Origin of the sequence: Algibacillus agarilyticus (assembly GCF_003286125.1) — a bacterium.
GTDB classification, from domain to species: domain Bacteria; phylum Pseudomonadota; class Gammaproteobacteria; order Enterobacterales; family Alteromonadaceae; genus Algibacillus; species Algibacillus agarilyticus.
On the sequence record NZ_QMED01000012.1, the window covers coordinates 58029 to 83924 of the forward strand.

General features: G+C 36.6%; 17 protein-coding genes. 5 read left to right on the plus strand and 12 right to left on the minus strand.

Annotated features, from left to right (window positions below):
* Positions 1-55 precede the first annotated feature (55 nt).
* Positions 56-673 carry a LysE family translocator gene (locus tag DPX34_RS11200; protein ID WP_111978523.1) on the plus strand — a complete coding sequence of 206 codons (618 nt, stop codon included), beginning with the start codon at positions 56-58 and terminating at the stop codon, positions 671-673.
* Positions 674-708: 35 nt separating this feature from the next.
* Positions 709-1731, plus strand: a complete 1023-nt coding sequence (locus DPX34_RS11205; protein WP_111978524.1) for a GGDEF domain-containing protein — start codon at positions 709-711, stop codon at positions 1729-1731.
* A 2-nt stretch (positions 1732-1733) separates the two neighbouring features.
* Here DPX34_RS11205 and DPX34_RS11210 read toward each other — a convergent pair whose 3' ends face one another.
* Together DPX34_RS11210 and DPX34_RS11215 are read right to left on the minus strand one after the other, a co-directional pair.
* Positions 1734-2285, minus strand: coding sequence for a rhomboid family intramembrane serine protease (locus DPX34_RS11210; protein WP_111978525.1), 552 nt, complete (start codon positions 2283-2285; stop codon positions 1734-1736).
* A 131-nt stretch (positions 2286-2416) separates the two neighbouring features.
* On the minus strand, positions 2417-3919 hold the full coding sequence (locus tag DPX34_RS11215) for a sensor domain-containing diguanylate cyclase (protein WP_157964701.1): 1503 nt from the start codon (positions 3917-3919) through the stop codon (positions 2417-2419).
* 509 nt (positions 3920-4428) lie between these two features.
* Here DPX34_RS11215 and DPX34_RS11220 point away from each other — a divergent pair.
* Positions 4429-5583, plus strand: a complete 1155-nt coding sequence (locus DPX34_RS11220) for a patatin-like phospholipase family protein (protein ID WP_111978527.1) — start codon at positions 4429-4431, stop codon at positions 5581-5583.
* Positions 5584-5678: 95 nt separating this feature from the next.
* Here the strand turns inward: DPX34_RS11220 and DPX34_RS11225 are convergent, their stop codons facing one another.
* The 4 genes from DPX34_RS11225 to DPX34_RS11240 all read right to left on the minus strand — a co-directional run bounded on the left by DPX34_RS11225 (position 5679) and on the right by DPX34_RS11240 (position 10787).
* Positions 5679-6131, minus strand: a complete 453-nt coding sequence (locus tag DPX34_RS11225) for a hypothetical protein (protein WP_111978528.1) — start codon at positions 6129-6131, stop codon at positions 5679-5681.
* Between the two features lie 75 nt (positions 6132-6206).
* Entirely contained in the window at positions 6207-7694 is a 1488-nt protein-coding gene (locus DPX34_RS11230) for a methyl-accepting chemotaxis protein (protein WP_111978529.1), read from the minus strand.
* Between the two features lie 14 nt (positions 7695-7708).
* Positions 7709-8464: a transporter substrate-binding domain-containing protein gene (locus tag DPX34_RS11235; protein WP_198673685.1), complete on the minus strand. Its 756-nt coding sequence runs from the start codon at positions 8462-8464 to the stop codon at positions 7709-7711.
* Positions 8465-8768: 304 nt separating this feature from the next.
* The gene (locus DPX34_RS11240; protein WP_111978531.1) at positions 8769-10787 is read right to left on the minus strand and encodes an NADPH-dependent 2,4-dienoyl-CoA reductase; all 2019 of its coding nucleotides are present in this window, start codon (positions 10785-10787) and stop codon (positions 8769-8771) included.
* Positions 10788-11007: 220 nt separating this feature from the next.
* On the opposite strand from DPX34_RS11240, the gene sppA reads away from it, so the two are divergent.
* Positions 11008-12879 (plus strand): signal peptide peptidase SppA, encoded by a 1872-nt coding sequence (gene sppA / locus DPX34_RS11245; protein ID WP_111978532.1) that lies wholly within the window; start codon positions 11008-11010, stop codon positions 12877-12879.
* 238 nt (positions 12880-13117) lie between these two features.
* Here sppA and DPX34_RS11250 read toward each other — a convergent pair whose 3' ends face one another.
* Both DPX34_RS11250 and DPX34_RS11255 read right to left on the minus strand, forming a co-directional pair.
* The gene (locus DPX34_RS11250; protein WP_111978533.1) at positions 13118-14728 is read right to left on the minus strand and encodes a glycoside hydrolase family 43 protein; all 1611 of its coding nucleotides are present in this window, start codon (positions 14726-14728) and stop codon (positions 13118-13120) included.
* Between the two features lie 425 nt (positions 14729-15153).
* Positions 15154-16761, minus strand: a complete 1608-nt coding sequence (locus DPX34_RS11255) for a PAS domain-containing protein (RefSeq protein ID WP_111978534.1) — start codon at positions 16759-16761, stop codon at positions 15154-15156.
* Between the two features lie 287 nt (positions 16762-17048).
* Between DPX34_RS11255 and DPX34_RS11260 the strand changes: the two genes are divergently transcribed.
* Positions 17049-19340 (plus strand): ATP-binding protein, encoded by a 2292-nt coding sequence (locus tag DPX34_RS11260; RefSeq protein ID WP_111978535.1) that lies wholly within the window; start codon positions 17049-17051, stop codon positions 19338-19340.
* Positions 19341-19576: 236 nt separating this feature from the next.
* On the opposite strand, the gene nqrM is transcribed toward DPX34_RS11260, so the two are convergent.
* The 4 genes from nqrM to DPX34_RS22295 all read right to left on the minus strand — a co-directional run bounded on the left by nqrM (position 19577) and on the right by DPX34_RS22295 (position 25895).
* Positions 19577-19789 (minus strand): (Na+)-NQR maturation NqrM, encoded by a 213-nt coding sequence (nqrM, locus tag DPX34_RS11265; RefSeq protein ID WP_111978536.1) that lies wholly within the window; start codon positions 19787-19789, stop codon positions 19577-19579.
* A gap of 33 nt (positions 19790-19822) precedes the next feature.
* Positions 19823-20854, minus strand: coding sequence for an FAD:protein FMN transferase (locus DPX34_RS11270; RefSeq protein ID WP_232824712.1), 1032 nt, complete (start codon positions 20852-20854; stop codon positions 19823-19825).
* Between the two features lie 170 nt (positions 20855-21024).
* Positions 21025-25449, minus strand: a complete 4425-nt coding sequence (locus DPX34_RS11275) for a pilus assembly protein (RefSeq protein WP_111978537.1) — start codon at positions 25447-25449, stop codon at positions 21025-21027.
* 11 nt (positions 25450-25460) lie between these two features.
* On the minus strand, positions 25461-25895 hold the full coding sequence (locus DPX34_RS22295) for a type IV pilin protein (RefSeq protein WP_111978538.1): 435 nt from the start codon (positions 25893-25895) through the stop codon (positions 25461-25463).
* Position 25896: the final 1 nt, after the last annotated feature.

A 25896-nucleotide genomic window follows, 5' to 3' on the forward strand; every position in this document is an offset into this window, starting at 1 on the left:
CCACTCGGTATTCCTAACTTATTAGGAATACCGATGCTTTGAGCCTGCAAGTAATATGTTATTCACACCTGAATTATTACTTTTTATACCCACTTTTTTTTTAGTTTCTATTTTACCCGGCATGTGTATGACTTTAGCATTAACCCTCGGTATGCAAATTGGGTTAAAGCAGACTTTATGGATGATGCTAGGCGAGCTAACTGGCGTCGCTTTAATTGCGTTTTCCGCCGTATTGGGTATTTCAGCGCTTTTATTACAATACCCAGATTTATTTACCATAATAAAAACAATTGGCGCGACTTACCTCTTTGTAACCGGCTTTCAGCTGTATACCAAAAAAGCGACGACATTAAAGCTTACAGAAACACCGTTTACATTAGATGCTAAGCAATTAATCGTGCAAGGCTTTATTACGGCAGTCGCGAATCCAAAAGGCTGGGTTTTTATGGTTACATTTTTACCGCCTTTTATTGTGCCAAGGTTACCCTTTTCACCACAGTTAATAACATTTATCGTTGTTATCATTATTATCGAGTTTTTTAGCTTACTCATTTACGCATATGGCGGAACAAGTTTAAGAAAGCTAATGACGAACTCAAAAAACATAAACGCTTTAAATAAAATATCCGGTGGATTAATGATGCTAGTTGGTGTTTGGCTAGGCATCAGTTAAACTCATATTAAATACTCTAAAACAGCAACATTAATATGACAGATGCGCTGGCACTCATAAATAATATGCGTAAAAATGAAGAAATTGCGCAAAAACTTTTTGAGATTGAAACACAAATATTAGGTTGTAAAAACAGCGGACAACTGTTTAATACCCTGTTTAAATCACTACAGCAGAAGTTTAATTTAGGTGGAGTCTATTTATTATTAAATAGTTCTGCGCCTATTAGTTTACTCTCACCCAATACAGCAAAACTCAATAATCAATTTTATAAACAGCATCCAAATATATTTTCGACTTCGCATCAACATTTTGAACGCTTTTTAAAAGGCGTGAATATCACACTAACAAATCGATTACATGAAGTTCCGGGTTTATTACCGGCTTCAATATTAAGTGATTTCAAATCACTGGCTAATATTCCTCTCTATGTAGAAGGTAAATTATTTGCCAGTTTAATTTTTACTGATAAAGCCGCAGATCGGTTTCACAACCGATTAGGCACTTATCATTTAGAGCAATTAGCCGTAAAAATATCGCTGTGTATCACGAATGTAATTGCACGTGAACAACTCGAATATTTAGCATCACACGACCCGTTAACCGGTATTAAAAATAGACGTTGTTTAGCCGAAACAATAAAATCAGAAATTTCGCGATATAAACGATACAACAACCCTTTTTCGATTATTTTTATCGACTGCAATAAATTCAAACAGATTAATGACACGTATGGACATGAATGTGGTGATCAAGTTTTACAATATATCGCTCAAACATTATCTCAACAAATAAGAGAATGCGATGATGTATTTAGATATGCGGGCGATGAGTTTGTAGTAACACTTTCCAACCAAACGTTAAACGAAGGGCAGCAAGTTGCTTTAAGACTACAAACCTACTTTGATACTCACTCATTAGTTTATAATGAACATAAATTACAACCTTCAATTAGCTGTGGTGTTGCACAATGTATGCAAGATGATCATATTGACCCTTTACTTAAAAGAGCAGACGATGCTTTATATCAACAAAAACACCGCCTAAATCCAAAATAAGTTTAAGCTTTTTTACGTGCTAAAAACCAAGCAGATAATATCCCTGCAATAACGCCAAAAAAGTGATATTCAAAAGAAATGTATGACCGAAAGCTAAATAGACTAAAAAGTAAACCACCATAGAAAATAAACACAACAATTGCTGTTAATATGGCTTTCCAATCTCGCTGAAAGTAGCCTAAGGCCAACAAAAAAGCCCACCAGCCAAACACCAACCCGCTGGCACCAATATGATAATTACTACGGCCAAAAAGCCATACAAGGATACCTGAAATTAAAACGATACTCACAAACGAGAGAACTAAATTACGGTAACCATGAAGAGATAAGATAAAACCTAAAATAGCGAGTGGAATAATATTACTAAAGAAATGCCAAAGGCTTCCATGTAAAAAAGGAGCCGTTATCACTCCCGTTAATCCACTTAAGGTACGAGGTAACAAACCGAGGTAATTAAGTGAACGAGCAGTGAAAAAATTAATCACTTCAATTATGATAATGGCGGCTAACAAACTACCTAAAAAAGTAAATCGTTGTTTTATTTTTTGTTCCATTTTATATATTCAACAAGACTAGATAAAATGATTGTAACGTTTTATATCGCTGATAAAAAATATTTGAACGTAATAATTGAGCTTATTGCCGTATAATTGGATAATCAAACCACAACTAAAATAAAAGCCACTTATTCATTAAAAAACTTAAACTGATTTTTACCATTGCGCTTGGCTTCATACATAGCGGTATCTGCATCTTTCATTAACGATTTTAAATCTTTAGTGTCTGCTGACATAAATGCTACGCCAATACTCACTTGTATAGAATACGCTATGGTATCAAGTAAAATGGGCGTTGCTAGCGACTTCAGTACGTTAAGTATAATAGTAGAGACAACATCTACCGAACTCACTTCCATTAACAGTAAATTAAATTCATCCCCCCCTACCCTCGCACAATGATCAGATGCTCGAGCTTGAGACTTTAATACTTGAGCTGTTTTCTTTAAAACTTCATCTCCTGCATCATGCCCATAAGTATCATTAACAAATTTGAAGTTGTCTAAATCAATATACACAAATGCATGTTGTTGCTTAGATCGTTTAACTAATGAAATAGCATATTTAGCATTTTCAAAAAAAGCGGCTCTATTCTCAAGTCCGGTCAGCGTGTCATAATAAGCAAGCTGATGTAACTTTTGGTTTGCAATTAGTTTGTCTTTATTCGTTAACGTTGCTCTTAATTGATCGACTAAAGCCGATACAAAAATAATTTCATCAATTGGCCATTGCCTAGCTGAACGTGAAATTATATTGAAAAATCCGACTAGTTTTTGTTCATATTTAACCGGAAAGAGCAAAACCGATCTCACATTCATTCCTTCTGGCAATAATTTATAAATAGCATCTTTAAATGGACTTTCACTCACATTTTCAATATCGAGGCACAATGAAGAATTAAGTTCAGTCAAAAAGTCATTCGATACATCAAAAGTTTGCTCATTTTTATCATCTGCTTTATTTTCAGAATCAGTCTGTAATTTAAAAAGCGACGCATCAATTTTTTTTATATATTGAACTTGTTGAACTAACAAACCACTTTTTAATTTATGGCAAATGATATTTGCGGCTTCGACATCATGCCCTTGGGTAATACTGTCACAAGATGAAATTTCGAATGTAATCGATTGACGCAATTGATGCTTTTCTAAAATAGAAAAGCGTTGTAATTCAGCTATTTTTTGTTCATCTAGCGCCTCCTCTAAAGCGTCCTGTGTTTCTTGTAAAGCTTTAGTTCTTGATGCCAAGATACTTTCAATTTGCCGTTCACTTTCAATAAACTCAGTATTATCGAAAATGAAGCCACTGATAGTCCAAATTTTTTCTTGTGGGCAATATTCGGCGAAGCCTTTATCTGTTACCCATTTAGTCACTGAATCAACTTTAACTCGATAATTAATTTCATAATCAGGAACACTTAAATCTGTAAAATATTCAGCTACGTTGTCACGATCTAATGTCCGGATATAGTGGTCACTTTTTTGTAAAATAGTGTCAACTGAACGACCCAATATTTTATCCACTTGACCTTGCAGCAAAACAAACCGTCGGGTGGGCTCAAGCTTAGCAATATAAAACACCGCAGGCACTTTATTCATAATTTCAGCAGATAAATTCATATCATTGGTCATGCGTAAACTCATTCAAAAATTTAGTTTATTATTTATTAATATAGCTTAAAAATGACAGTTCTGCGGTTTCAAACTTAAGTTTCATTTATTTATCTCTCTGAATTAAAACTAATTTTCTAGTTTTTTTTATTCGCAGCTTAAATACCTTTTAACTACACTTATAAAATCAGAGCCAATTAAAAATAAGGGTAAATAAATATAGTCAAAGCGATCGGGTTTTAGGGGCAGGTTTCTAGTTCCATACGAAACCGAAGTACTTACATCCATATTAGCAAAGCCGTCAAAGCTACCGCGTCCTGCTCTCGCCCCTTACCTGCATCCATGCAGGCAAGCTTCGAGGCGCCATGAGCATATGCTCTACTGTGCGATTGGTGTAAGTAAGCACTGACAATGAACCATAAAACCTGAGCGAGAAGACTATAGCAACATATTTATCTGTGCTAAAACGCATTAACAGCAATGATACTCAATTTATATATTATGTTTAACGTAGCAGTAAGGTTGTCTAAATGGGTAATACAAAAGCGAATAAGCATATCGGTTTAATTTTATCTGGCGGTGGCGCTAGAGCGGCCTATCAAGTAGGCGTACTCAAAGCCATAGCCACTATCGTGCCCAGAAATTACGGAATACCTTTTCCTATTGTCAGTGGAACATCTGCAGGTGCCATCAATTCTACCGCTTTAGCTTGTTATGCATCTTGTTATCATTTGGGGGTTAAAAAATTAGAATGGGTCTGGCGAAACTTTACAACCAATCAGGTATATCGCAGTGATTTTATGGGGGCATCCACTCACTTATTAGGTACTTTTTTTAGTAGTTCTCGAGCTGAATATGCGAATAAAAGAGCATCGAGTTGGTTTGATAATAACCCATTAAGAGAACTATTAACGAAATTGCTGGATTTTAAACGTATTGACCAAAATATTATAAATGGCTACTTAAAAGCCATTTCGGTTAATACTTCAAGCTACACAACCGCCGAATCAGTTTGTTTTTTTCAGGCAAAAAAAGATATACAAACTTGGCAGCGCTCACGCAGGCGTGGGCAAAAAAGTATGATTAATGTTGAACATCTTATGGCTTCTGCTGCTATTCCTATGGTGTTTCCGAGTATACAAATTCAACATGAACATTTTGGTGATGGTTCATTACATCAGCTTGCGCCATTAAGCCCCCCTGTACATTTAGGCGCAAATAAAATACTAATAATCGGACTATCGCAAAGAAAAAGCCCTGTTAACAATGCTTCGACTCAGAATAACCCACCCAAAACAGGTGCTATTATTGGTCACCTATTGGACACTATTTTCAATGAAGCATTAAATTCTGATTTAGAACGTTTACATCGAATTAATTCCACTTTAGATAATATAGAGATAGATAAACGTGAAACGCTTGGATTAAGAAAAATTGAAACACTGCAAATAACACCGAGCGAAAATTTTAATACGATCGCGAGCAAACATTATGACAAAATGCCCTATGCCATCAGAACGCTGCTTAAAACACTGGGGATCAGTAGTAAAACAGAATCCAGTATTATCAGTTATTTACTTTTTGAAAAAAGCTATACTCAAGAACTCATCGATTTAGGTTTTAAAGATGGGATGGATAGAATTGAAGAAATTAAAGCGTTTTTAGAAATAGACAAAAGTTTATAACAAACGAAATTAAGATAATAAAACATAAGCAAAGCGCCATTATATAGCACTTTCAACCTAGAATAATTTGATGTATATATGACTGCCTCAAATATTTATTGAGCCTTAATTGTAGTGGATAATCCCTTAAATTTGTCCACTATCGCCTTGTCTGATTTTAAAGGTAAACCTTGCTCACACTTATCTAACTTGTACATTTCGCCTAAAACGTGCTGAGCAAAAACAATTTTCCATTCACCCACAGTAAATTTATAGTCACGTTGATCGTTCTTTTGTACCAGATATAAAATTTCATCATTAATCGTAACCGGAGACTTAAACACACTAATCGGTTTTATTATAGTAATAATAGGGCCTTGCGCGCATATATCACCTTCTTGTTGAGTTGTCGGGCATAAAATTTGATTCTCTTGCACTTCAGCTAATAAAACAAGTTCACTCTTATCAAACCTTTCATCATGCGTTAATACGGGTATTTCACAGTTAAATGCAAATACAGGTAAATGAAACATCAATATAAATAAGCAAATCAATTTGGTTTTACACATGGGATTGGGTTCTCTATTTTTATGAAGCTACAAAAAAAGCCGCATACTGCGGCTTTTTTGGCGTAAAAACAAATTTTAGAACTTAAATTGCGATATTTTTTCTGATAATTGTCGCTCAACTTGAACCATCGCATCACTGCTTTGTTCCATGTCTTCAGATTCATTCGCTAATTGTAATGCATCTTCACATAAGCCTTCCATTGTTTGAGTCACTTCGCGTGTTAAGTTAGCTTGTTCTTCCGAGGCACTCGCCACTTGTATAATCATATCGTTGATTTGACTCATTTGCTCAGATATCTCTATAAATGAACCAGACGTTTTCTCAACAGAATGAATCGTCTCATTAACTAAGCCTTTACTCTTATGCGTTGCTTCAAATGATTCTTCAGCTTTGCCTTGCAGTGAAGAAATAATCGATTCAATTTCTTCGGTCGATTGACGTGTTTTATGGGCAAGCGCTCTAACTTCATCTGCAACCACCGCAAAACCACGACCTGATTCACCTGCTCGGGCCGCCTCGATAGCCGCATTTAAAGCCAGTAAATTAGTTTGTTCCGCAATGCCTTTAATAACATCTAACACACTACCAATATTATCACTTTCAGTACGAAGTTCAGTGGCTACCTCAGCAGTGTTATCCAGCTCGGTAACAAGTGATCTCACTAATCCTAGACTAGATTCTACACCGACTTTACTTTGGCCTGCAGTTTCAAAAGCAGATTGACTGGTTGCAGCCGTTAATTCAGCATTTTGCGCAATTTCTGCAGTGGCTTCACCTAATTGTTTTAAGTAAATCAACGATTGCTCAGTTTGTTCTTTTTGATGACGCGTGCTAGTAGAGGTTGTGTGACAAACATGACTAACACGGCCTGAAAGCTCAGCAAGATTACTCGCCCCTTGGGCAACATCAGATACAATCTCTTGCACAGTATGAATAAAACTATTAAAACTTTTGGCTAACTTACCGACTTCATCATCTGAAATAACAGGAACTCGTTGGGTTAAATCACCACCACCGGCAGCAATATCCGACAGAATACTCGAAACTTGTTCCACGGGTTGAACAACAATTTTACGTATCATGACAACAAGTATTGAACTCAGTAAAATCAGTGAGACTATTAATGTGATTACTTTTTCTATTAAATTATCAGTCAAGCGGTCATCAATCGCGGCTCGTGAATACCCGACGGTAATGCTACCAATTTTAGCCCCGTCTTCGCCTTTTAACTCAACTACTTTGGTAAAGTCTTCATCACCGTTATCACTTGTTTGAGCTAATTGTTTACCACGATGATCTTTAACCTCAAGTGATGATATTTCAGGTAAAGGTGTATAAGCATCGATGATGCTTTTTATTAATTTAAAATCATATGAAAAAACGGGATCTTGCAATATAACCAGAAGCTGCTTATCAAGCGAACGCTGTGTTTGTTCGTATTGTTCATTTTCTGCCGAAGCACTCGTGATATACGAAACAATTGAAATAGCCCCCAGTACAGCCAAAATGGTTGCGACGAGAGAAATGAGAATCTTGTTGGCAATTGAATTCGTTTTTATCATATTGCAACTTACCTTTAGTGTTTATAGGTTAGAGGATCAAACCATAGCTCACTACGATCTAATGGCGTCTTGTCCGTAAGTTGAGGATTGTTTATATCAAATACAATCCGGTCCTGTAAATTAGCATTATTTAACGCTTGTTGGACATTAGGGTCCGCAAAAAACAATGATTCTAATGTGCCATCACTAACCATCAGCTCAAGTTGTTGAGTTAAGTGTCTAGCAATGTCTTGTCTATCTTTTGGTACAAATAAATATGTTGGAGCTCGATATCGCACTAAAAGATAAGGGTCAACGGTTAAGTTGTATTTAGCTTCCCGTACAATCTCCCCCCAAGGTTCATGCGCACCACGAGGGAAGTAATCGAAGCGGCCCCCTTCAAGCATCGGAAATAAATTAAAATACTTTAGTTCTTTTATAACCGGTATACCATTCGCTTCTAAAATTTTAGTATCTGGCCAAGTTGTCCCTTGACCCGCAGAAAACTGCTTAAAATCGTCAAGAGTCTTAACATTAGAAAACATATTCCTGTTTTCTTTTTTTACAATCGCGACCCGCATACCCAGTAATCCTCGATATATAGGGATATAAACGGCTTGAAATTTCTCTTCCAATTCAAGGCTAGACATTCCCCATATAACATGCAAGCGCCCAGAGGCTAAATCTTCATTTTCTCTTGAGGTTGGTACATGTTGAAGATCATCATAAGGAAATTCAACAGCATACCGATTACCACGCTTTAATGCTTCTTTAACCACTCTTGAAGGCAATTCATTATCCGTAGATTTCCCCCGGACATAGACACTTTCTAGAGCAAAACAATTACCGTTAAATATCGCGATACTGATTAATATAAAAATTATTTTTGTTAGCGTCATCTGACTCTCAGTAAGTCTCTCTGCTTTACACTTATTTAATTCATCGTAACTAAGTGTAATAGGCAATTAAAAATATACTAGGAGTTCTAACATAAATATAACAAAAAAAAATTATACATACGAATGCAAGACGCTGTTTATTAAATAAAAGTAATGCCTATAGTGCAAGGAATTTATTCAAATTGTTAAAATTATTTTATAACTGAATTGCAAGACGCGCTGCCGCTTTAATGGCTTTTTGTGCGTCAAGCTCTAATGCTTCAGCCGAACCGCCGATACAATGCACTTTATAATTTTTATTAAGCAAAGCACGATATAATTCATTATCTGACTCTTGCCCAGCACAAACAATTATATTATCGACATCAATTACCTGATCTTTAGTGTCAATGCTGATATGTAACTGCTTATCAGTAATTTTCATATATACAACATTTTTAATCAATGATACTTGATGATTTTTCAAACTCGCCCTATGCACCCAACCAGTTGTTTTACCTAGATTTTTACCAACTTTAAAGTCGCTTCTTTGTAATAAATGTATTTTTCTAACTGGGGTTGGTTTTATTCTATTTTTAATACCACCAGCTGTATCTAACGCGGTATTAACTCCCCATTCGTTATACCAATGCGCTTGATTCTGTTGCTGAGCGTTAGTCGATATCACTAAATATTCGGCCACATCAAAAGCAATTCCTCCAGCGCCAATAATCGCGACATTTTGACCAACTGGTTTATGATCACGTAACACATCGAGATAACTGAGCACGTGCGGTTGTTCAATACCAGGGATATTAAGTTTTCTCGGTTTAATTCCCGTTGCAATCACAATTTCATCAAACCCGCTTAAATTTTCTTCTTTTACATAGGTGTTTAATACAAGGGTGACGCCATATTTTTTTAAGGTATGGTTAAAATAGCGAAGTGTTTGATTAAATTCGTCTTTACCGGGTATTTGCTTAGCATAATTAAACTGACCTCCAATTTCGCTATTGGCATCAAACAAGGTAACGTGATGCCCTTTTTGTGCAGCATAACAACTAAAGGCAAGTCCTGCTGGACCAGCACCAACAACCGCTAAATTTTTTGGTTTATCTACCCTGCCTAAATGGTATTCGGTTTCATGGCATGCAAAAGGATTAACTAAACAGCTTGCTCGTAATCCTTTAAATACATTATCTAAGCACGCTTGATTACAACCAATACACGTATTAATGGCGGCCTCTTCATTATTTTCAGCTTTATTAACCCACTCTGGATCAGCTAAAAAGGGTCTAGCCATGCATATCAAATCAGCTTGACCACTCGCCAGTATATTCTCAGCGACATCCGGCATATTGATTCGATTAGTCGCCACAACAGGAATAGTACTTATTTTTTTTAGCTTTTCAGTTGCATAAACAAAAGCAGCCTTAGGCACCGACGTCACAATTGTTGGCACTCGCGCTTCATGCCAACCAATTCCAGAATTAAATATAGTGACACCTGCTTGTGTTAACGCAGACGCCAAATAGTTAACATCGTCCCATGTCATACCGTCTTCGACTAAATCAGCTAACGAAATCCGAAAAATGATAATAAACTCATCGCCCACTTGCTGGCGAATCGCCTTAACAATTTCAATTGCGAGGCGGCTTCTGTTTTCGATGGTTCCTCCCCAATTATCTTTACGTTTATTTGTGCGAGGGGCTAAAAATTGGTTAATAAAGTACCCTTCCGACCCCATGACTTCGACACCAGAAAACCCCGATTTTTGGGCTAACTTAGCCGAATGAGCAAATTGCTTAATGGTTTTACGTATTTGTTTATCAGAAAGCGCTTTAGGTTTAAAAGGAGAAATCGGAGACTTTATCGCCGAAGGCGCCACATTAAAAGGGTGATAAGCATAGCGACCCGCATGAAGTAATTGTAAGCACATTTTGCAGTTATATTGGCTAACGCGCTCAGTTAGTTTTTTATATTTATTGAGTTGCCATCGAAAAGAAAGCTGCGAGGCATTAGGGGTTAAACGACCTTTAAAGTTAGGGCTTATTCCCCCCGTGATAATTAAGCCAACACCACCTTTGGCACGTTCTTCATAAAAATGTGCAAGTTTATCAAAACCGTTTTTTTCTTCTTCTAAGCCAGTATGCATCGAGCCCATAATAATTCTATTTTTTAACTGTGTAAATCCTAAATCTAATGGCTGAAAAAGGGTTGGATAGTTAGTCTGCATAAATCACCTCAATCTGGTCTGACCACAGTATTAACAAAGAATTAGAGAATGTAAAGGCATTGTTAAAACACATGAATTAACATTGGCTTAAGATAGATGATATTAACAGGCTTAACATGTAGATTTTTACGTGTAAACTAAGAACATAATATTAACCACTATTTTCATAGTCGTTAATCAACCCACATTAAACCTATATTTCATTATCAGCAGGATGATTATGACCCAGCAAAAATCAACTATCGGCAGAATATTTTCAGCACTTTGGGGTATGATAAATACCACGCGTAAGCTTATTATTAACCTGATTTTCTTCTCTATTTTATTTGTTATTCTAGCTGCAATTATGGCTGAAGATGAACAAGTTAATATACCTCAAGATTCTGCGTTAGTACTTGATTTAAGTGGCGATATTGTAGAGCAATTAAGACCCATTGATCCGGTCGAAGAATTTATGGCCGAAGCTTCTAATAGTAACAATAGGCCGCAAGAAATTTTACTTTCGGATATTATTTTCACTTTAGAAAATGCTGCTGGCGATCCACGAATTAAAGCCGTTGTATTACGCTTGCAAGATTTAAAAAGCGCTAGCATTAACAAATTGCAACTCATTGGTAACGCGCTGGATAAAGTTAAAACAGCTGAAAAAACAGTTTATGCCATCGGTGATGTTTATACCCAAAATCAATACTTTTTAGCCAGCTATGCCGATAAAATTATGTTAGATCCAATGGGAGCCGTGATGATTGATGGTTTTGGCGCCTATCCAACCTATTATAAAAGCGCACTAGAAAAGTTAAAAGTGAGTACTCACATATTCCGTGTGGGCACATATAAATCAGCTGTAGAACCTATGATACGTGACAACATGAGTGAAGCAGCTAAAAAAGCAAATCAAGCTTGGGTTGACGCTTTATGGTCAATTTACAAACAAGAAGTCAGTGAACGTCGCAATATGGCGACAACAAATTTTGATGAAAATTTAAGTACATTTACTGAAAAGTTTTTAGCTGCGGATTCAGATTTTGCAAAATATGCTTTAGATAACAAATGGGTCGACGAATTAGCAGATAGACAAACTTATCGTTCAATAATAGCCGAAAATGTGGGTTGGAATAAAAAGAAAACCAGCTTTAAGCAAATCTCATTTAAAAAATACCTTAACGTGATCAAACCCGTATTAGCCATGCCGAAACACAATGATAACCAAATAGCGGTTATTTACGCTAAAGGTACTATTTTAAACGGTCACCAAAAAGCAGGCGATATTGGCGGTGATAGTACGGCTCAATTATTACAAAAAGCACGCTTAAATGACAAAGTAAAAGCCGTTGTTCTTAGAATTGATAGCCCTGGTGGTAGTGCATTCGCAAGTGAAATTATCCGCAAAGAAATAGACTTAATTAAAGCGGCTGGTAAACCCATTGTGGCCTCAATGAGTTCAGTTGCAGCATCGGGTGGATATTGGATAGCAACCAGCGCAGATCAAATTTGGGCAAGCCCCTCTACAATCACCGGATCCATTGGTGTGTTTGGTATGTTTATGACATTTGAAAATACACTCGATTATTTAGGGGTGCATACTGATGGTGTTGGCTCAACCGAATGGTCTGGCTTAGGTGTAACTCAGCCACTTAATAGCAAAATAGCGCATGTGATCCAAATGAGCGTAGAGAAATCATATAAGCAATTTATTTCTTTAGTGGCAGAAACACGTGATATGACAGTTGAACAAGTTGATAAGATAGCCCAGGGTCGTGTTTGGACCGGTTTACAAGCAAAAGAACTTGGATTAGTTGATGAGCTGGGTAATTTTGATTCAGCAATAGCCGCTGCAGCAAAGTTAGCTGAATTAGAAAACTATGACACGATAACCATTGAACAAGAGCTTTCTGCACAAGAGCAATTTATTAAAGAATTACTCGGCAATATTTCGAGCTTAGACACACAATCTCAGCAGTCAGAAAACATTACCAACAATAGCAAATTAGCGACTTTATTAAATACGATCATGACTCAATATAACGATATCGCTAAGTTAAATGATCCACGCGGGTTATACGTGCATTGTTTGGCTTGTCCAACCGAGTAATACTCAATTTATATCGACAAAATAAAGCTTAACCAACGAGCCTAAGCAAAAAAGCCACTGTGTTTTACAGTGGCTTTTTAAATAGCGATATAGTCTTCTCGCTCAGGTTTTATGGTTCATTGTCAGCGCTTACTCGCCCCAATCACATAATAGAGCATATGCTCATGGGGTCTCGAAGCTTGACGGCTTCCCCTAAAACCTGATCGCTTTGACTATACCTGAAAGATCGGGTTATCTATCATTGCTCAATATAGTTAAAATAGGCAAAATCAGCTTCTTTCATTCTTCCGGTAATGTCAGCGGCAAACAAGCCAACAAAAGAGCCAGTAAAACGGAATATATCCCCTCCAAATTCATCAGATAAACATACCGCATTCAACTTGGGGCCAATAGCGTGCCAAGTATTATCATTAATCGACCAACTAAATTGATAATACACATCTTTCAACTCTACTTTTAATTTTACGGCTTCGTTGCGAGGTAACAATACTTTCTCAGCACTTTCAGCATAAACGTTATTTGTATACTGAACGATCTGAAGGATTTTCTCTTCTTTGTCATTAATTGTGACATTTAAAAAGTAATGATTACCTTTATCATAATAAACAATCAAACCCGCCATTTCTTGGATCATATTAGGCTCAAATTCCAGCTCAGTCTCTGCGCAAAAAGACATCGCCTGCACCCGTCGAGCTAACATGCTCTGTTCAAAATTTGAGTATAAGTAGTGTTGGCCCCGTAAACGTAAAAAGCCAGGTCGCGCTTTTAAACTGCACCAGTGTTCTGCGATCGGATCACGCAAAGTTTGAAAGTGTTTGTTAACATTATCATTTGCAAAGTCATCACATAAAATATCGATTGGCCACGGATGCGGAACTAAATCAGGCGCTTCAACTTCAATATCACCGGTTGTCGTGCCATTGGCTAGATAGGGCCAATCGTCATGCCACAATACTTTTTGTATTGCGGTTTCTCGACCTAGTATACTAAACCCTCGACCCCAAGTTTCACCATGGTTATACCCTTCTGGGTCTAAAACCGGTCGACCACACAAATGAGTCATGTACCATTCGCCAGTTTGAGTTTCAACAAAAAACCCATGCCCGGTGCGTTGAAGCGGTGCATCGCCTTTATATCGTGAAGTGATAATAGGATTAGTTGGGTGTACCTCATACGGACCCATGATATTTTTGGAACGACATACTGTCACCGCATGTGAAAAACCAGTTCCCCCTTCTGCCGTCACTAAATAGTAGTAACCGTCTTTTTTTAGCATTTGTGGACCTTCGGTTCCACCATATTCAGTTCCGTTAAATATAGGCTTTATATCACCAACGGGTTCTTTCAATACAGGATCAAATTCTTGAATCACGATACCGCCAAAGTAGTTGCGGTTTAAACGACCATCCCATTGTAAATTCAGAATATATTTTTTTCCGTCATCATCATGAAATATAGAGGGATCAAAACCAATCGCTCCAATAGAAATAGGATCAGACCAAGGCCCTTCAATTGTTTCAGCGGTTACAACCCAACACGGCGTAGACATCCATGAACCACCTCTACACGCTTTAGTATTAGCAAAAGCTAACCAAAATAAACCATCAGAATAAGTTAATGCAGGAGCCCAACAACCGGATGAATTTTCAGCGCCACGTAAGTCAAGTTGCTGGCGAGTTGTTAAAACGCGATCTAATAACCGCCAATTAACGAGATCTCTTGAATGGTGAATTTGCACCCCAGGAAACCATTCAAACGTTGAGGTCGCAATATAATAATCATCCCCTACTCTGCAAATAGATGGATCAGGGTTAAAACCAGGAAGAATAGGATTAATTATCATCGTCATAAATTACGCTCATTAAAAATTTAAATTGGCTAAATGAGGTTAATTTTATCTCACCATAATGAGCCAACATATTTATTGATAACAAAATGATAACGCAAACATTTTAATTAGTCATTTTTACAATCAAGAAAAACATTACGTTTTTTTATTCATAATTAACGTTTTACTGCTTAATCTCATTCATCAGTAGTAACAACATAAAATAGGAAGAGAACAAAAAAATTAGATATAGCCAAATGACTTCAAGATGCGGGATTTAGTGGGAATTTAAATTGATTAATGCAGAGGTTAAACAAGCTTATCACTCCCTTTAAACTGGCATGTATTTATCTCGCCTACAGGACGTAGGTGCTTAGCGTGAGCAGAAAGTAGATGATGTACCTAAGTCTACTTGATGTCAGACTTAGGTATACACGAGTCACTTTTTAATTTTCGTTCGTATTGGGTGTATTAATATGTTCAGAGATCAAAAGGATGTGGGTTAATTCATCAACAGATGATTGAATCGGAAAGCAAGTAAACGCTAATGTAGGTACATTAAGTTTATTCTCGCTATTAGTCATATGGGTAGTAATCGATGTTTTGGATTCAAAGCATTGCATCAATATCTTATTAAACTGGCCAGCCAATGGATCAGGTAAAACTTGACCAAAATCACTGACAACTGATTTATTGATTAAATCGCTTTGTTTTGCATTAATAAAGCGTTCACACTGTTGGTTAACCGTTTGAAAAATAAAGTTATCAAAATCAATAACCTTCATAACTAATACTGCGTGATTCAAGTAAGTGTATAAATTATCAAGCACTTGATTTTGTTTTGCTAATTCATCTTTTATTTTTTTACGATAATCAACCTGACTTAACGTGCCGGCAATCACTTTATGCCTGTTTGTCGAGCTTGAAATAGCGCAACCTTTTACCAGAAATAAACTATATGAACCTTGGTTGTTGCGTCCAACATATTCATGATAAAAGTGCTGATAACCTTCTAAATGTCGACGTAAAGATTCTATAACCTTCTCTTTTTCATCAATATGGATATGATCAACCCAAGTATCAAAATTCGCCGCGTTCGGGCTTTCTTCTGCTCCAATCATTTTAAGCATTGCATCCGAATACCAAACAAGGTTGTTATCCATGTCTAACTCCCATGCCCCATCTTGGCTTGAATCTAAAGCTCGCTCTATTCGTTGGTGCGTTAAAAAAGTCTCTTTTTCTGCATTGATAGTATCTGAAATGTCATGTAACAACATCATGGTTCCAATATTATTGGTGTTTTTACCATCGCATAATGTCACTTCAATCGGAATAATTTCGCCCGTCAATAACTTTCCTTGGCTTATAAATACATGCTTGTCTTGCCCTAAATGCCGTTGCTTTTCAAATAAAGATAATTTTTGACGTAGCTTTTTACCGCCATCAACAAATAAATAGGTAAAATCATCTAACTCTAACGTTTGAATATCAACCCCAAATAAATCATTGGCTCGCTGGTTAGCTAATACCACACGGTATTGATCATCGAGTAAAATCGCGCTAACAGGGATACCATCAAAAACAAATTTAAATGCTTGCATAGACTCTAATTCGGTATGCAAATTTATATTTTCATCCGTTTTTCTTTGTAAGGCTTGACGAGCTGATGTCATTTGAGCCGGTGTGGGTAAGTGAATGGCTTGAGGCAGTAGCTTGAAAACATAAATAGCAGTAACTAATGAAACCGTTGCCGTTATTAGTTTTGTAAGGCCATGTAAGCCATAAATACCTTGCCAAACAGTGATAATACCCACAATATGAGTTACACCACAGGCGACAATAAAAATAGAAAAGAGCTTTAATACTTTTTGATCTTTAATGTCTTGAGCTCTTTTACGCGCAAAAATAATAATTGCAATAGGGATAGAAAAATAGGATAGCGCAATAATCATGTCTGATACGACATGAGTCCACAATATATGGGGCTGCCAAATATAACAGTGCCCATGAGGCATATACTGGCCGCTAAAAAAGGTCGAAAAAAAATCGCTCATTCAAATGCACCTATAAAATATATTTGCTCACGTAACTACGGTTAAAAAACACGACTCAGTTCAAAAACGATAGCCCTGCGCTCGTAGCTAAAATAAATATAGCTAACATCTTATATTTCTCAACTTTATTAATATAACCGGTCATCGAAAGATCAATTAATTCAATATATTAAAACAGAATAGAGCGTTAAAAGTCTTTGGCAAAATGACTAAAAGATAACTATGCTATGAAGATAGTTAATACAAAATCGAAATCGATTTATGCATCATAAAGGCTTTATAAAGTTATGACATTAAAAAGTCGTTTGGCTTTGGTATTGTTTATATTTGGTTTGTCGATTGCTACTGCTATCGTATTAATCATTGATCGATTAACGATTGAGAAATTTAATGAAACCAACGCTCAGTTACTTTTTGCTAGTCATGGCTCTCTCAGTAATCAAATAAACTTGTTACTTAATAATACCAAACAAAATATTCGTTTGATTTCAAGTAGAACTCAATTAAGAGAGCTAGTTCAACAACTTAACCAAGATATTGAGCCAGATCGGGCGATTAATAAAGCTAAGATTTTTAGAATATTAAATGATGCTAAAAAGGCGCATCCATGGATTAATAATATTGAAATATATAATATTAGCGGTGAAATATTGGTATCAAGTCAATATGCAATTAACAACACAGATACAAAATCATCTCAGGGTTTAACCCTAGCAAGTCAACATATTCAAATATCGTTACCCACAAATTCAACAATTGACTCTTTAACCGATTTTACAACGGTACTTGCGCTAAATAATCAACTCGTTGGTTATATCAAAGTTCAGATAGTCTTAAATCAATTAGATGACCTATTAATTCAAGACAAGTTATTTAATAAGAAATTTACGGCTCAAATTTTAGCCCCCAATGATAAAGGTGAGTTTTACCGTGTATTTGGCGCCAAAGACATATTACTCGATAAAATATTACTTGATGGGTTATCAACAGCAGAAATGAGCGATAAACACACTAAAAATGAGATATCGACTATTACCGTTAAAGGAGTCGAAATTGATTACATTCTTTCTACTATTCCTTCGACAAATTGGCAACTGGCAATAACACATCAAAAATCCAACCATTTTTATAATTCAACTTTAGTCAGTGCAGATTACTTTACTTTAGTTATTGGTGTTTCAACAATTGCAGGGCTTATCGGGCTATTTTTAGCACATATTATAGTAAAGCCCATCTTACATATAACAAATTCAGCCCAAGCGATAATTAAAGGAGACCTCAAAGCGCGTTCCAATATTGCTGATAGCTCAGAGTTAGGTCGCTTAAGTTATGCCATTAATACATTAGCTGATTTACTTATCGCAACCAACTTATCTTTAGAGCAAAAAGTCAATGCTAAAACCCTGGCCTTGAAATCAATTTCACAAGAAGCGGTGGTGGACAGCCAAAGAAAAAGTGAATTTTTATCGAATATGAGCCATGAAATAAGAACCGCTATGAATGGGGTAATGGGAATGGTTAACCTACTCTCAAATACCCCTTTGACAAAACAACAACTCGATCTCATCAAAAATTTATTATTAAGCGGCGAGAACCTTTTAATCATCGTAAATGATATTTTAGATTATTCTAAAATTCAACAAAACACGATTGAGCTTGTACCAAAACCATCAGAGTTAAAATCTTTAGCCGATATTATCTATAATACCTATATTCCTTTGGCCAATAGCAAAGGCTTGGTTATAAACTTAATCATTAAACCCGATATACCAAGCGTTTTAATTTATGACAAAACGCGTTTAAATCAAGTTATTAGTAACCTCATGGGCAATGCCATTAAATTTACTGAATCAGGCTCGGTAAACTTAACTTTTTCATTAATCGAAAAAAATAATGAAACTTGTAAGATTGGGATCACAATAAAAGATACCGGTATAGGTATACCTGAATCATTCTTACCCAAATTATTTACTCCTTTCGCACAAGAAACAGTAACCAATCAAAAACACATATTGGGAACAGGCTTAGGGCTTGCTATCAGTAAGCAATTGATAGAGCTGATGCAGGGGAAAATATGGGTCGAATCTCAGTTACATGAAGGAACAACCTTTAAAATTGAATTGGATTTAGGCTACTCAGATACATTTGAATTAAACCAAACCAAAGTGACTTATAACTTTGCGAAATTTACACACGCAAAAATACTGCTAGTTGAAGATAATGAAATAAATCAACATGTCGCACTAGCCAGTTTAGAACAGATAGGATTAAAAGCCGATTTAGAGTGTAACGGTCTAGAAGCCGTTAAGTCGATCAAAACGACTTCATACGACTTAATTTTAATGGATATTCAAATGCCATTAATGGACGGTGTAGCCGCTACAAAAGAAATTAGAAAAATCAGTACCCTATCTAAACAGCCGATTATAATTGCCTTAAGTGCCAGTGTGTTGCAAAACGAATCTAACAAGTATAAACAAGCTGGAATGCAAGATGTGCTAGCAAAACCAATAAATATGAGTGATTTAAAAGAGAAACTGCATAAGTGGCTTAAATTGAGTTTATCACCACAGGAATGATATAGTCTTCTCGCTCAGGTTTTATGGTTCATTGTCAGCGCTTACTCGCCCCAATCACATAATAGAGCATATGCTCATGGGGTCTCGAAGCTTGACGGCTTCCCCTAAAACCCGGTCGCTTTGACTATAAATAACAAGAGATACGGTTCCTTATCTCTTACTGCCATTATTAAATGACAAATTTAATAATGACTTTACACGGTATTAAAAGTTACGTTTAAATCAAACGGTTGCCTTTAAATAATTCGATTTTCTTGCCAAGATTTTTCTTTTTCCATTTTAGCTTTACGTTTATCGCAAGGGTCGTCACAATCACACGCTTTATCAATGCCAATTGAGCTTAGGCCACCGCAACTACCACTAATGCTTTTACGTTGCACAATATAACCAATCGCCATGGCAAAAACGACAATTAGGAACATGGCAAAAACAAGCAAAAAAATCTTCATGACAACCTCAACATAATTAATACTACTAACAAGCTAATTTAAATAAGGGCTGAACGCCTTACTGTATTTAACTTCAAAACCTTGCGGCGATTTTATCACAAGATAAATAGCTAAGTTGTTCTTTTCCGCAAAAGCGAGGCCTTTTTCTGTTCCCAACACATTAATCGCAGTGGCAAACCCGTCAGCCATCATAGCCGAATCGTGAATAACCGTTACTGAAGCGAGTTTATGCGTAATTGGCTTTGCGGTTACCGGATCGATAGTATGTGAAAAGCGTGTGCCATCTTGCTCAAAGTAGTTACGGTAATCACCTGAGGTTGCGATCCCTTTATCAATTAAAGAGATTATTTGTTGTATACCCCGATCATGACTTGCTGGCTTCTCGATCGCAACACGCCAATTAGAACCATCAAGTTTTTTGCCTGTTGCTCGCATTTCGCCGCCAACTTCAACCAAGTAACGGCTTATAGATTTATCATCTAAATATTCGGCTATTTTATCAACAGCAAAACCTTTGGCGATGGCCGATAAATCGATATAAAGTTGATCTTGCGTTTTAATTAAGCTCCGGCCTTTCACTAAAATTTTATCTAAACCGATAAAATCTTTAGCTAGCACTAATTCTTCGTCCGTTGGCACTTGAACCACTTTTCCACTTGGACCAAAGCCCCATAAATTAACTAAAGGGCCAACCGTAATATCTAAAGCACCTTGAGTACTCACACCTATTTCGATGGCTTTTTTAACAACATAAGCGGTATCTGTTGATACCACAAAAGGTTCATCGGTGGCGTGTGAATTAAATCGACTAATTTCTGAATCATGGCGGTAAGTCGACATTTGATCATTTACCGTTTCAAGTAGCTCATCAATATCGTTATAAAACTGCTCGGTAAGTAATTGTTGCTCTGTCGCGTAAAATTTAACACTAAATGTCGTGCCCATTGTTTTACCTTGTAGCATAACTTGCGTCATTTCAGACTTTGAAGAGTCAACACAACTGGCTAAAAATAATAATAAACAGATTATTGAAATTGATTGGCTAATAGATTTAAGCAAGCGCAAAGGATTGTCCTTAATAACGGTGATTGGTCTAACTCAATAAATAGAGTATAAAATTGATGTTAAATGAATTATAGCAGTAAATAAAAAGAGGCTGCAGCTGCAACCTCTCTATTATTGTTATTTTTTAAATATTTTGACTAAATGGCGATCAGTAAATTATTACCAATAAGTTAATAAAGTTGACGCCAGTTAATCTGTCCTGTCATCGGGTTTTCACTGCCAAAACACATGATGTCACCATTATTTAAACTAACACAATTAGAGTCGATGAATTTCTTTTTATCATCTTCATCTTCGTCTTTGGGATCATCACCGTCTTCACCAGTAGGACAATCAACAGTGCAATTATCATCGGTATCATCGGTATCTTGCGGTGGAATAATGATCACATTCGGACTTGAAGCAATGCCATCGAGTAAAGTATGCGCTTTAGTGCGCCATGTTTGACCAGTGTGAATATTCAACTCCATATACCAGCTTTGACCGCCACCCACACATGGATCTGAGTTAGGAATTAAAGTTGTAAAGCTCACCTTATTAGTTAATAAAAAGGCATCGGTCGTTTGACGCTCGCCTTTATTATGTGGGATTGTATCTCCCGTATTAATTAAGTCGATATAGAAACCCAAATCATTCTGCCAATCAATGACATTTTTAGACAAATATCGATGTTCTGCATCTTCCGATTCAATTATTTGTACCATTAATTTACTGTATTCATGTATATTATCTGTCGCAGAAAAAGCGCGCACATCACTAATTTCTGTACTTTGGCTTAAGCTTTTATCGGTTGGTTTTTTATCCCATAACACATAAAAACTTTGTGTTGCTTGGCCAGATGTTTGATTATCAGTTGTTTCAATATATTTACCCGTACCAAAGGCAACTAACAAACCTTTGTTTAAACCTTGAGGATGTGCTGCGACAACTGGGCGTGAAGTAATGGGTTGAGCAATATAATTATCATCGCCATCTTGGCTTGGGCTTCGTGCTTTGAATAAAGGAGAAATACCATCAGACGTGGCTTTACCCCAATTATCAATACTGCTGTTGGATACATCAAATGACCACATATTACCAAATAAGTCACCGGCATAAATTTTATCCGCCACACCATCACCATCTACATCGATTACAGCAGGATTAGACATCGCATTAGGCCTATTTAACCCTAAAGGATCATGAGAGCCGTCAATACCCGTCTCTAATTTTTTAATGAGAGTGCCATCTTCTAAATCAGCAATGTAGATACTGCCTTCCGTTTCGTCAGAATTGTAACCGTTGGTAAATATCACGCCAACTTTGCCATTAGCTAATTTTGCAATAGTAGGGGCCGCTGCAGAATAACCAATACCTGCAAAGCTCCCCTTAGCTTGAATTTCCCAGAGAAACTGACTGGTAGAAGGCTCATTAGAGAAATCTGAAACATCAATAGCGTATAAACCTTTTGCGCCGCCGCCTAACGTTCCTACAACTACTGTTTTACCATTTTCATTAGTAAAACCATTAAGAGAACCATCCACCGTAGGCTGATGGATATAAGTAAGGCTAGTTAAATCAGCTAATTTGCCATATATTTGGCTAGGGACATATGCCGCAAGCTCTTTACCATTATCGGCATCAACAATATGCACCATGCCGTCATTAGCACCAAATACGATTACAGGTTTTTTAACGTTATGGCCATTCACATCACCCACAATATAAGGCTTAGAATTAACAATATCACCTAAAACAGAATCCCGACCTCTAAAGTTCTTACGATCTACGTTAAGTTCATGATACCTCGAACCTTTGAGGTATTGAACAATAGCATTCACATGATTACGTTTATACCAAGTTTTAGAAGAAACGATATCTTTTAATAATGCTTGAATCTGAGATAAGCTATAAAAATCACTACGGCCACCTAAATCTGCATTCACTATTTTGTTAAACTCGAAGACCTTTTGTGTATCATCATTCCGGCTAAAAACCTTGCGATTATTGGCTCCTATTTTATCTATTTTTTCAGCCACACTCCAAGTGTAATCAGTTTTAAAACCACCTTTACCATCTGCTTCAAACGCTTTTAAGTCACCACTCCAAGTACTGCTATTAAAAGACGCTTGAAAACGCCGGGCACCACTTTTAAGTACAGCACTATCAAAGATAGGCGAAACAGAAGATGCGGTTCCATCGTTAAAAACCGAGCTAAAAGCCTTGTTTAATTGTGTTTCTAATTCGCCTGGATTAGTTACAGGGAAATAACCGTCAGGATTTTTATTTATATCTTTATCACTATTCCATTCAACATCGACATCAGGTTTGAAATTATTATTTGAATCTTTAAACCAACCCCATTTAGCGGCATACCATAAAGGTGGTTTTAAAAAGCTACCGGCGTTTGAGCTAGCACTTGGTTTGAAAATACGCGTTTGTGTTAAGGGTAAATCGGTATTATCTACGGGAGTCTTATTACGGCTATTATTAGGATATGGTCGATCACCCGGTAACGTATCCAGGTAGTAGGCTACTGCTCGACCATCTTTGTCTTTTACATCCAAATAAATACCGTCTTCACTCGAGCCTGAAACAATGTAACCTGCATGTTGGTCTATACCACCACCAGCATAGGTTGAATCGATTGTGAACTCTACAGCTAAAGCACCACCAACATTAATAACTTCGAAGCTATATTTTACGATCATATCCATATCATGATCAGCACCTTGCTCTACATCTTCAAAGTTAATGCTAAACGTGCCACTTGTACCATCATCAGATAACGATTCTATATAATAATCTACAATTGTATTAGTTGGTTGAAATTGTCCTTTAGCTGGATTTATTCTATCTAAATTGTTCCAACCAACTGATTTAGCATAAGGAATAAAAGTAATTTTATCATTACCTACTGGAACTATAATTTGCGGTAATGGGGATGAAAGCGCAACAGCTAATGTTTGAACTTGTTGCCGATCTTGTTTTGTTGGATTAATATCGCTTTTATAACCATAGTGTGCGACACCAGCAACAGAATAACTACCTTCTTTGGTGGGCTCTTGTGGGGCTAAACCACGGGCTGTAGATAAGTTAGAGACTTGTTTAGCCGTTGGTGCACCAATAGTATTAGATGAGTCTCCTGCCGAATCACCTATAAAATAATAGCCACCTTTAACTCCTTCGCTATCTGATATAGTGTCTAATAATGTTGCTATATTAAATGCTTCACCATTATTTAAGACAGAGCCATTATACGATGCATTAGAAAATGCAGAACCAGGTAATTGATCTGAATCATATGATGGATTAGGGTCACCTATAACCATATTATAGGCCGCCGCACAATATTGACGATTTTCGTATGGGTCATCCCATGGCACAGTAGTTAAACCAAAGCCATCATCAGTATCATAACTAGAACTTGGGGCTTTAGCTCCAGAGAAGTATCTCAAACTCTCGTATAACATCTCCCCTAATGGATTCCCCCATGATACACAATTCTTATCATCAGGATTGCCTCTATCAGTGATAGCTCTATTGGTGATCCAACCACAGTCACCTGCATATTTATATTCGTTTCCATCATTCCCTTCAGGATCCGAAAAGCCAACTATTCTTAACGTATTAATGGTGTTAACAATTCCAGTACCGGATTTAAATTGACCAGTATTTGAATTAACTTCACTGGCAAAATTAGCCATAGCTTGACGTAATACACCACCTGATAAATTTTTCTTATAACTCCCGGTAATTAAGCCAAATTCCATTTTTCCTTCTTCACCATACGTGTGTAATAATCCAGTCGGTTTATAATAAGTATTAGTTCCATCAGTGTATTTTTTACAATTAGATTCTAATAATCCTTCGACACAAACCTTAACTCTTACTTCAAATAAGTTTTCATAAGAGCCATTTAAAACAGGTCGCTCAGTACTCGCCCAATTCCAAACCTCTTCAGTATCGTTAACAATTTTATGTCTTAATTCAGGCTCACCATCGTTTACAAAAGTTGCAGTACCAAAGAAAAACTTTTTACCTTCAGCCGGAGAACCAACCCCTGCATAATCAGAAATATGAAAACCATCGACTTCATATGATGTATAAGCTTTAGCCCAACTATGGGCATCTTGAGGTACGTAAACCCGCTCTAGAACAGTTGGTGAATCAGAATCAGTAGAACGATAACCACCGTATAAAACTTTACGTAATATATCCATACGGGTCATCGTTAAATAATTTAAATAATCCCCACTCCAATGTGCGCTCGTACTGCACTTTTTATCATCGGTTTCGCTTTTAGGTAAAAACATTTTATTGCTAGTACTATATTCATAACATTTAAATGAATCAAAATAGCCAGAATAATTAATTTCTGTTGGTTTATATTTATAATCAATTACACCATCTTGATTAATGTCTGAAGCATCGTTATAAGCTTCATAATATAGGGAATGATCACGACTCATTACCAGCATCATCATAGGTGCGGCATCTTGCCCTAAATACAGCGGTTGCGTCGCTAAATTTAAAGACGTTGCTTGAGAAGGCACGCTGAGCAATAAACTGGTTATAGCCAGTAAAGTATTACGGATGTAAATGGATTTAGACATAATTTCTTCCTTTACCAACAATAATCGTGGCTAGCTGATGTGCTTTGATTACTCGATAAACTTAAAGCCCCACACGGGTCATCAGCTTGAAAAGAGCCTGATTTAGGTGTCGCGGTTAAGGTATAGCTGGTGTTATTACTCAAAATAGCAGTAAGTGTGTAGTTGTTTAAAAAATCATCACTGCCTTTGTAATACGCTAAGCTCTTATCTGACGCGACGCTGCCTTTTAATGTTAAATTTAACGCATAATAACTTTCTAACTGCTGTGCCGCTTCAAACAATATGCGTTTAGCCTCTTCTCTGTTTGCTTGAATAAAATATGAGTTATAACTTGGGATCGCAATAGTGGCCAAAATGCCAATAATGGCGACCGAAATCATAAGCTCGATTAAGCTAAAACCGTTAATTTTTTCGATTTTTATTTTATTTTTGATTTTATTTTTCATT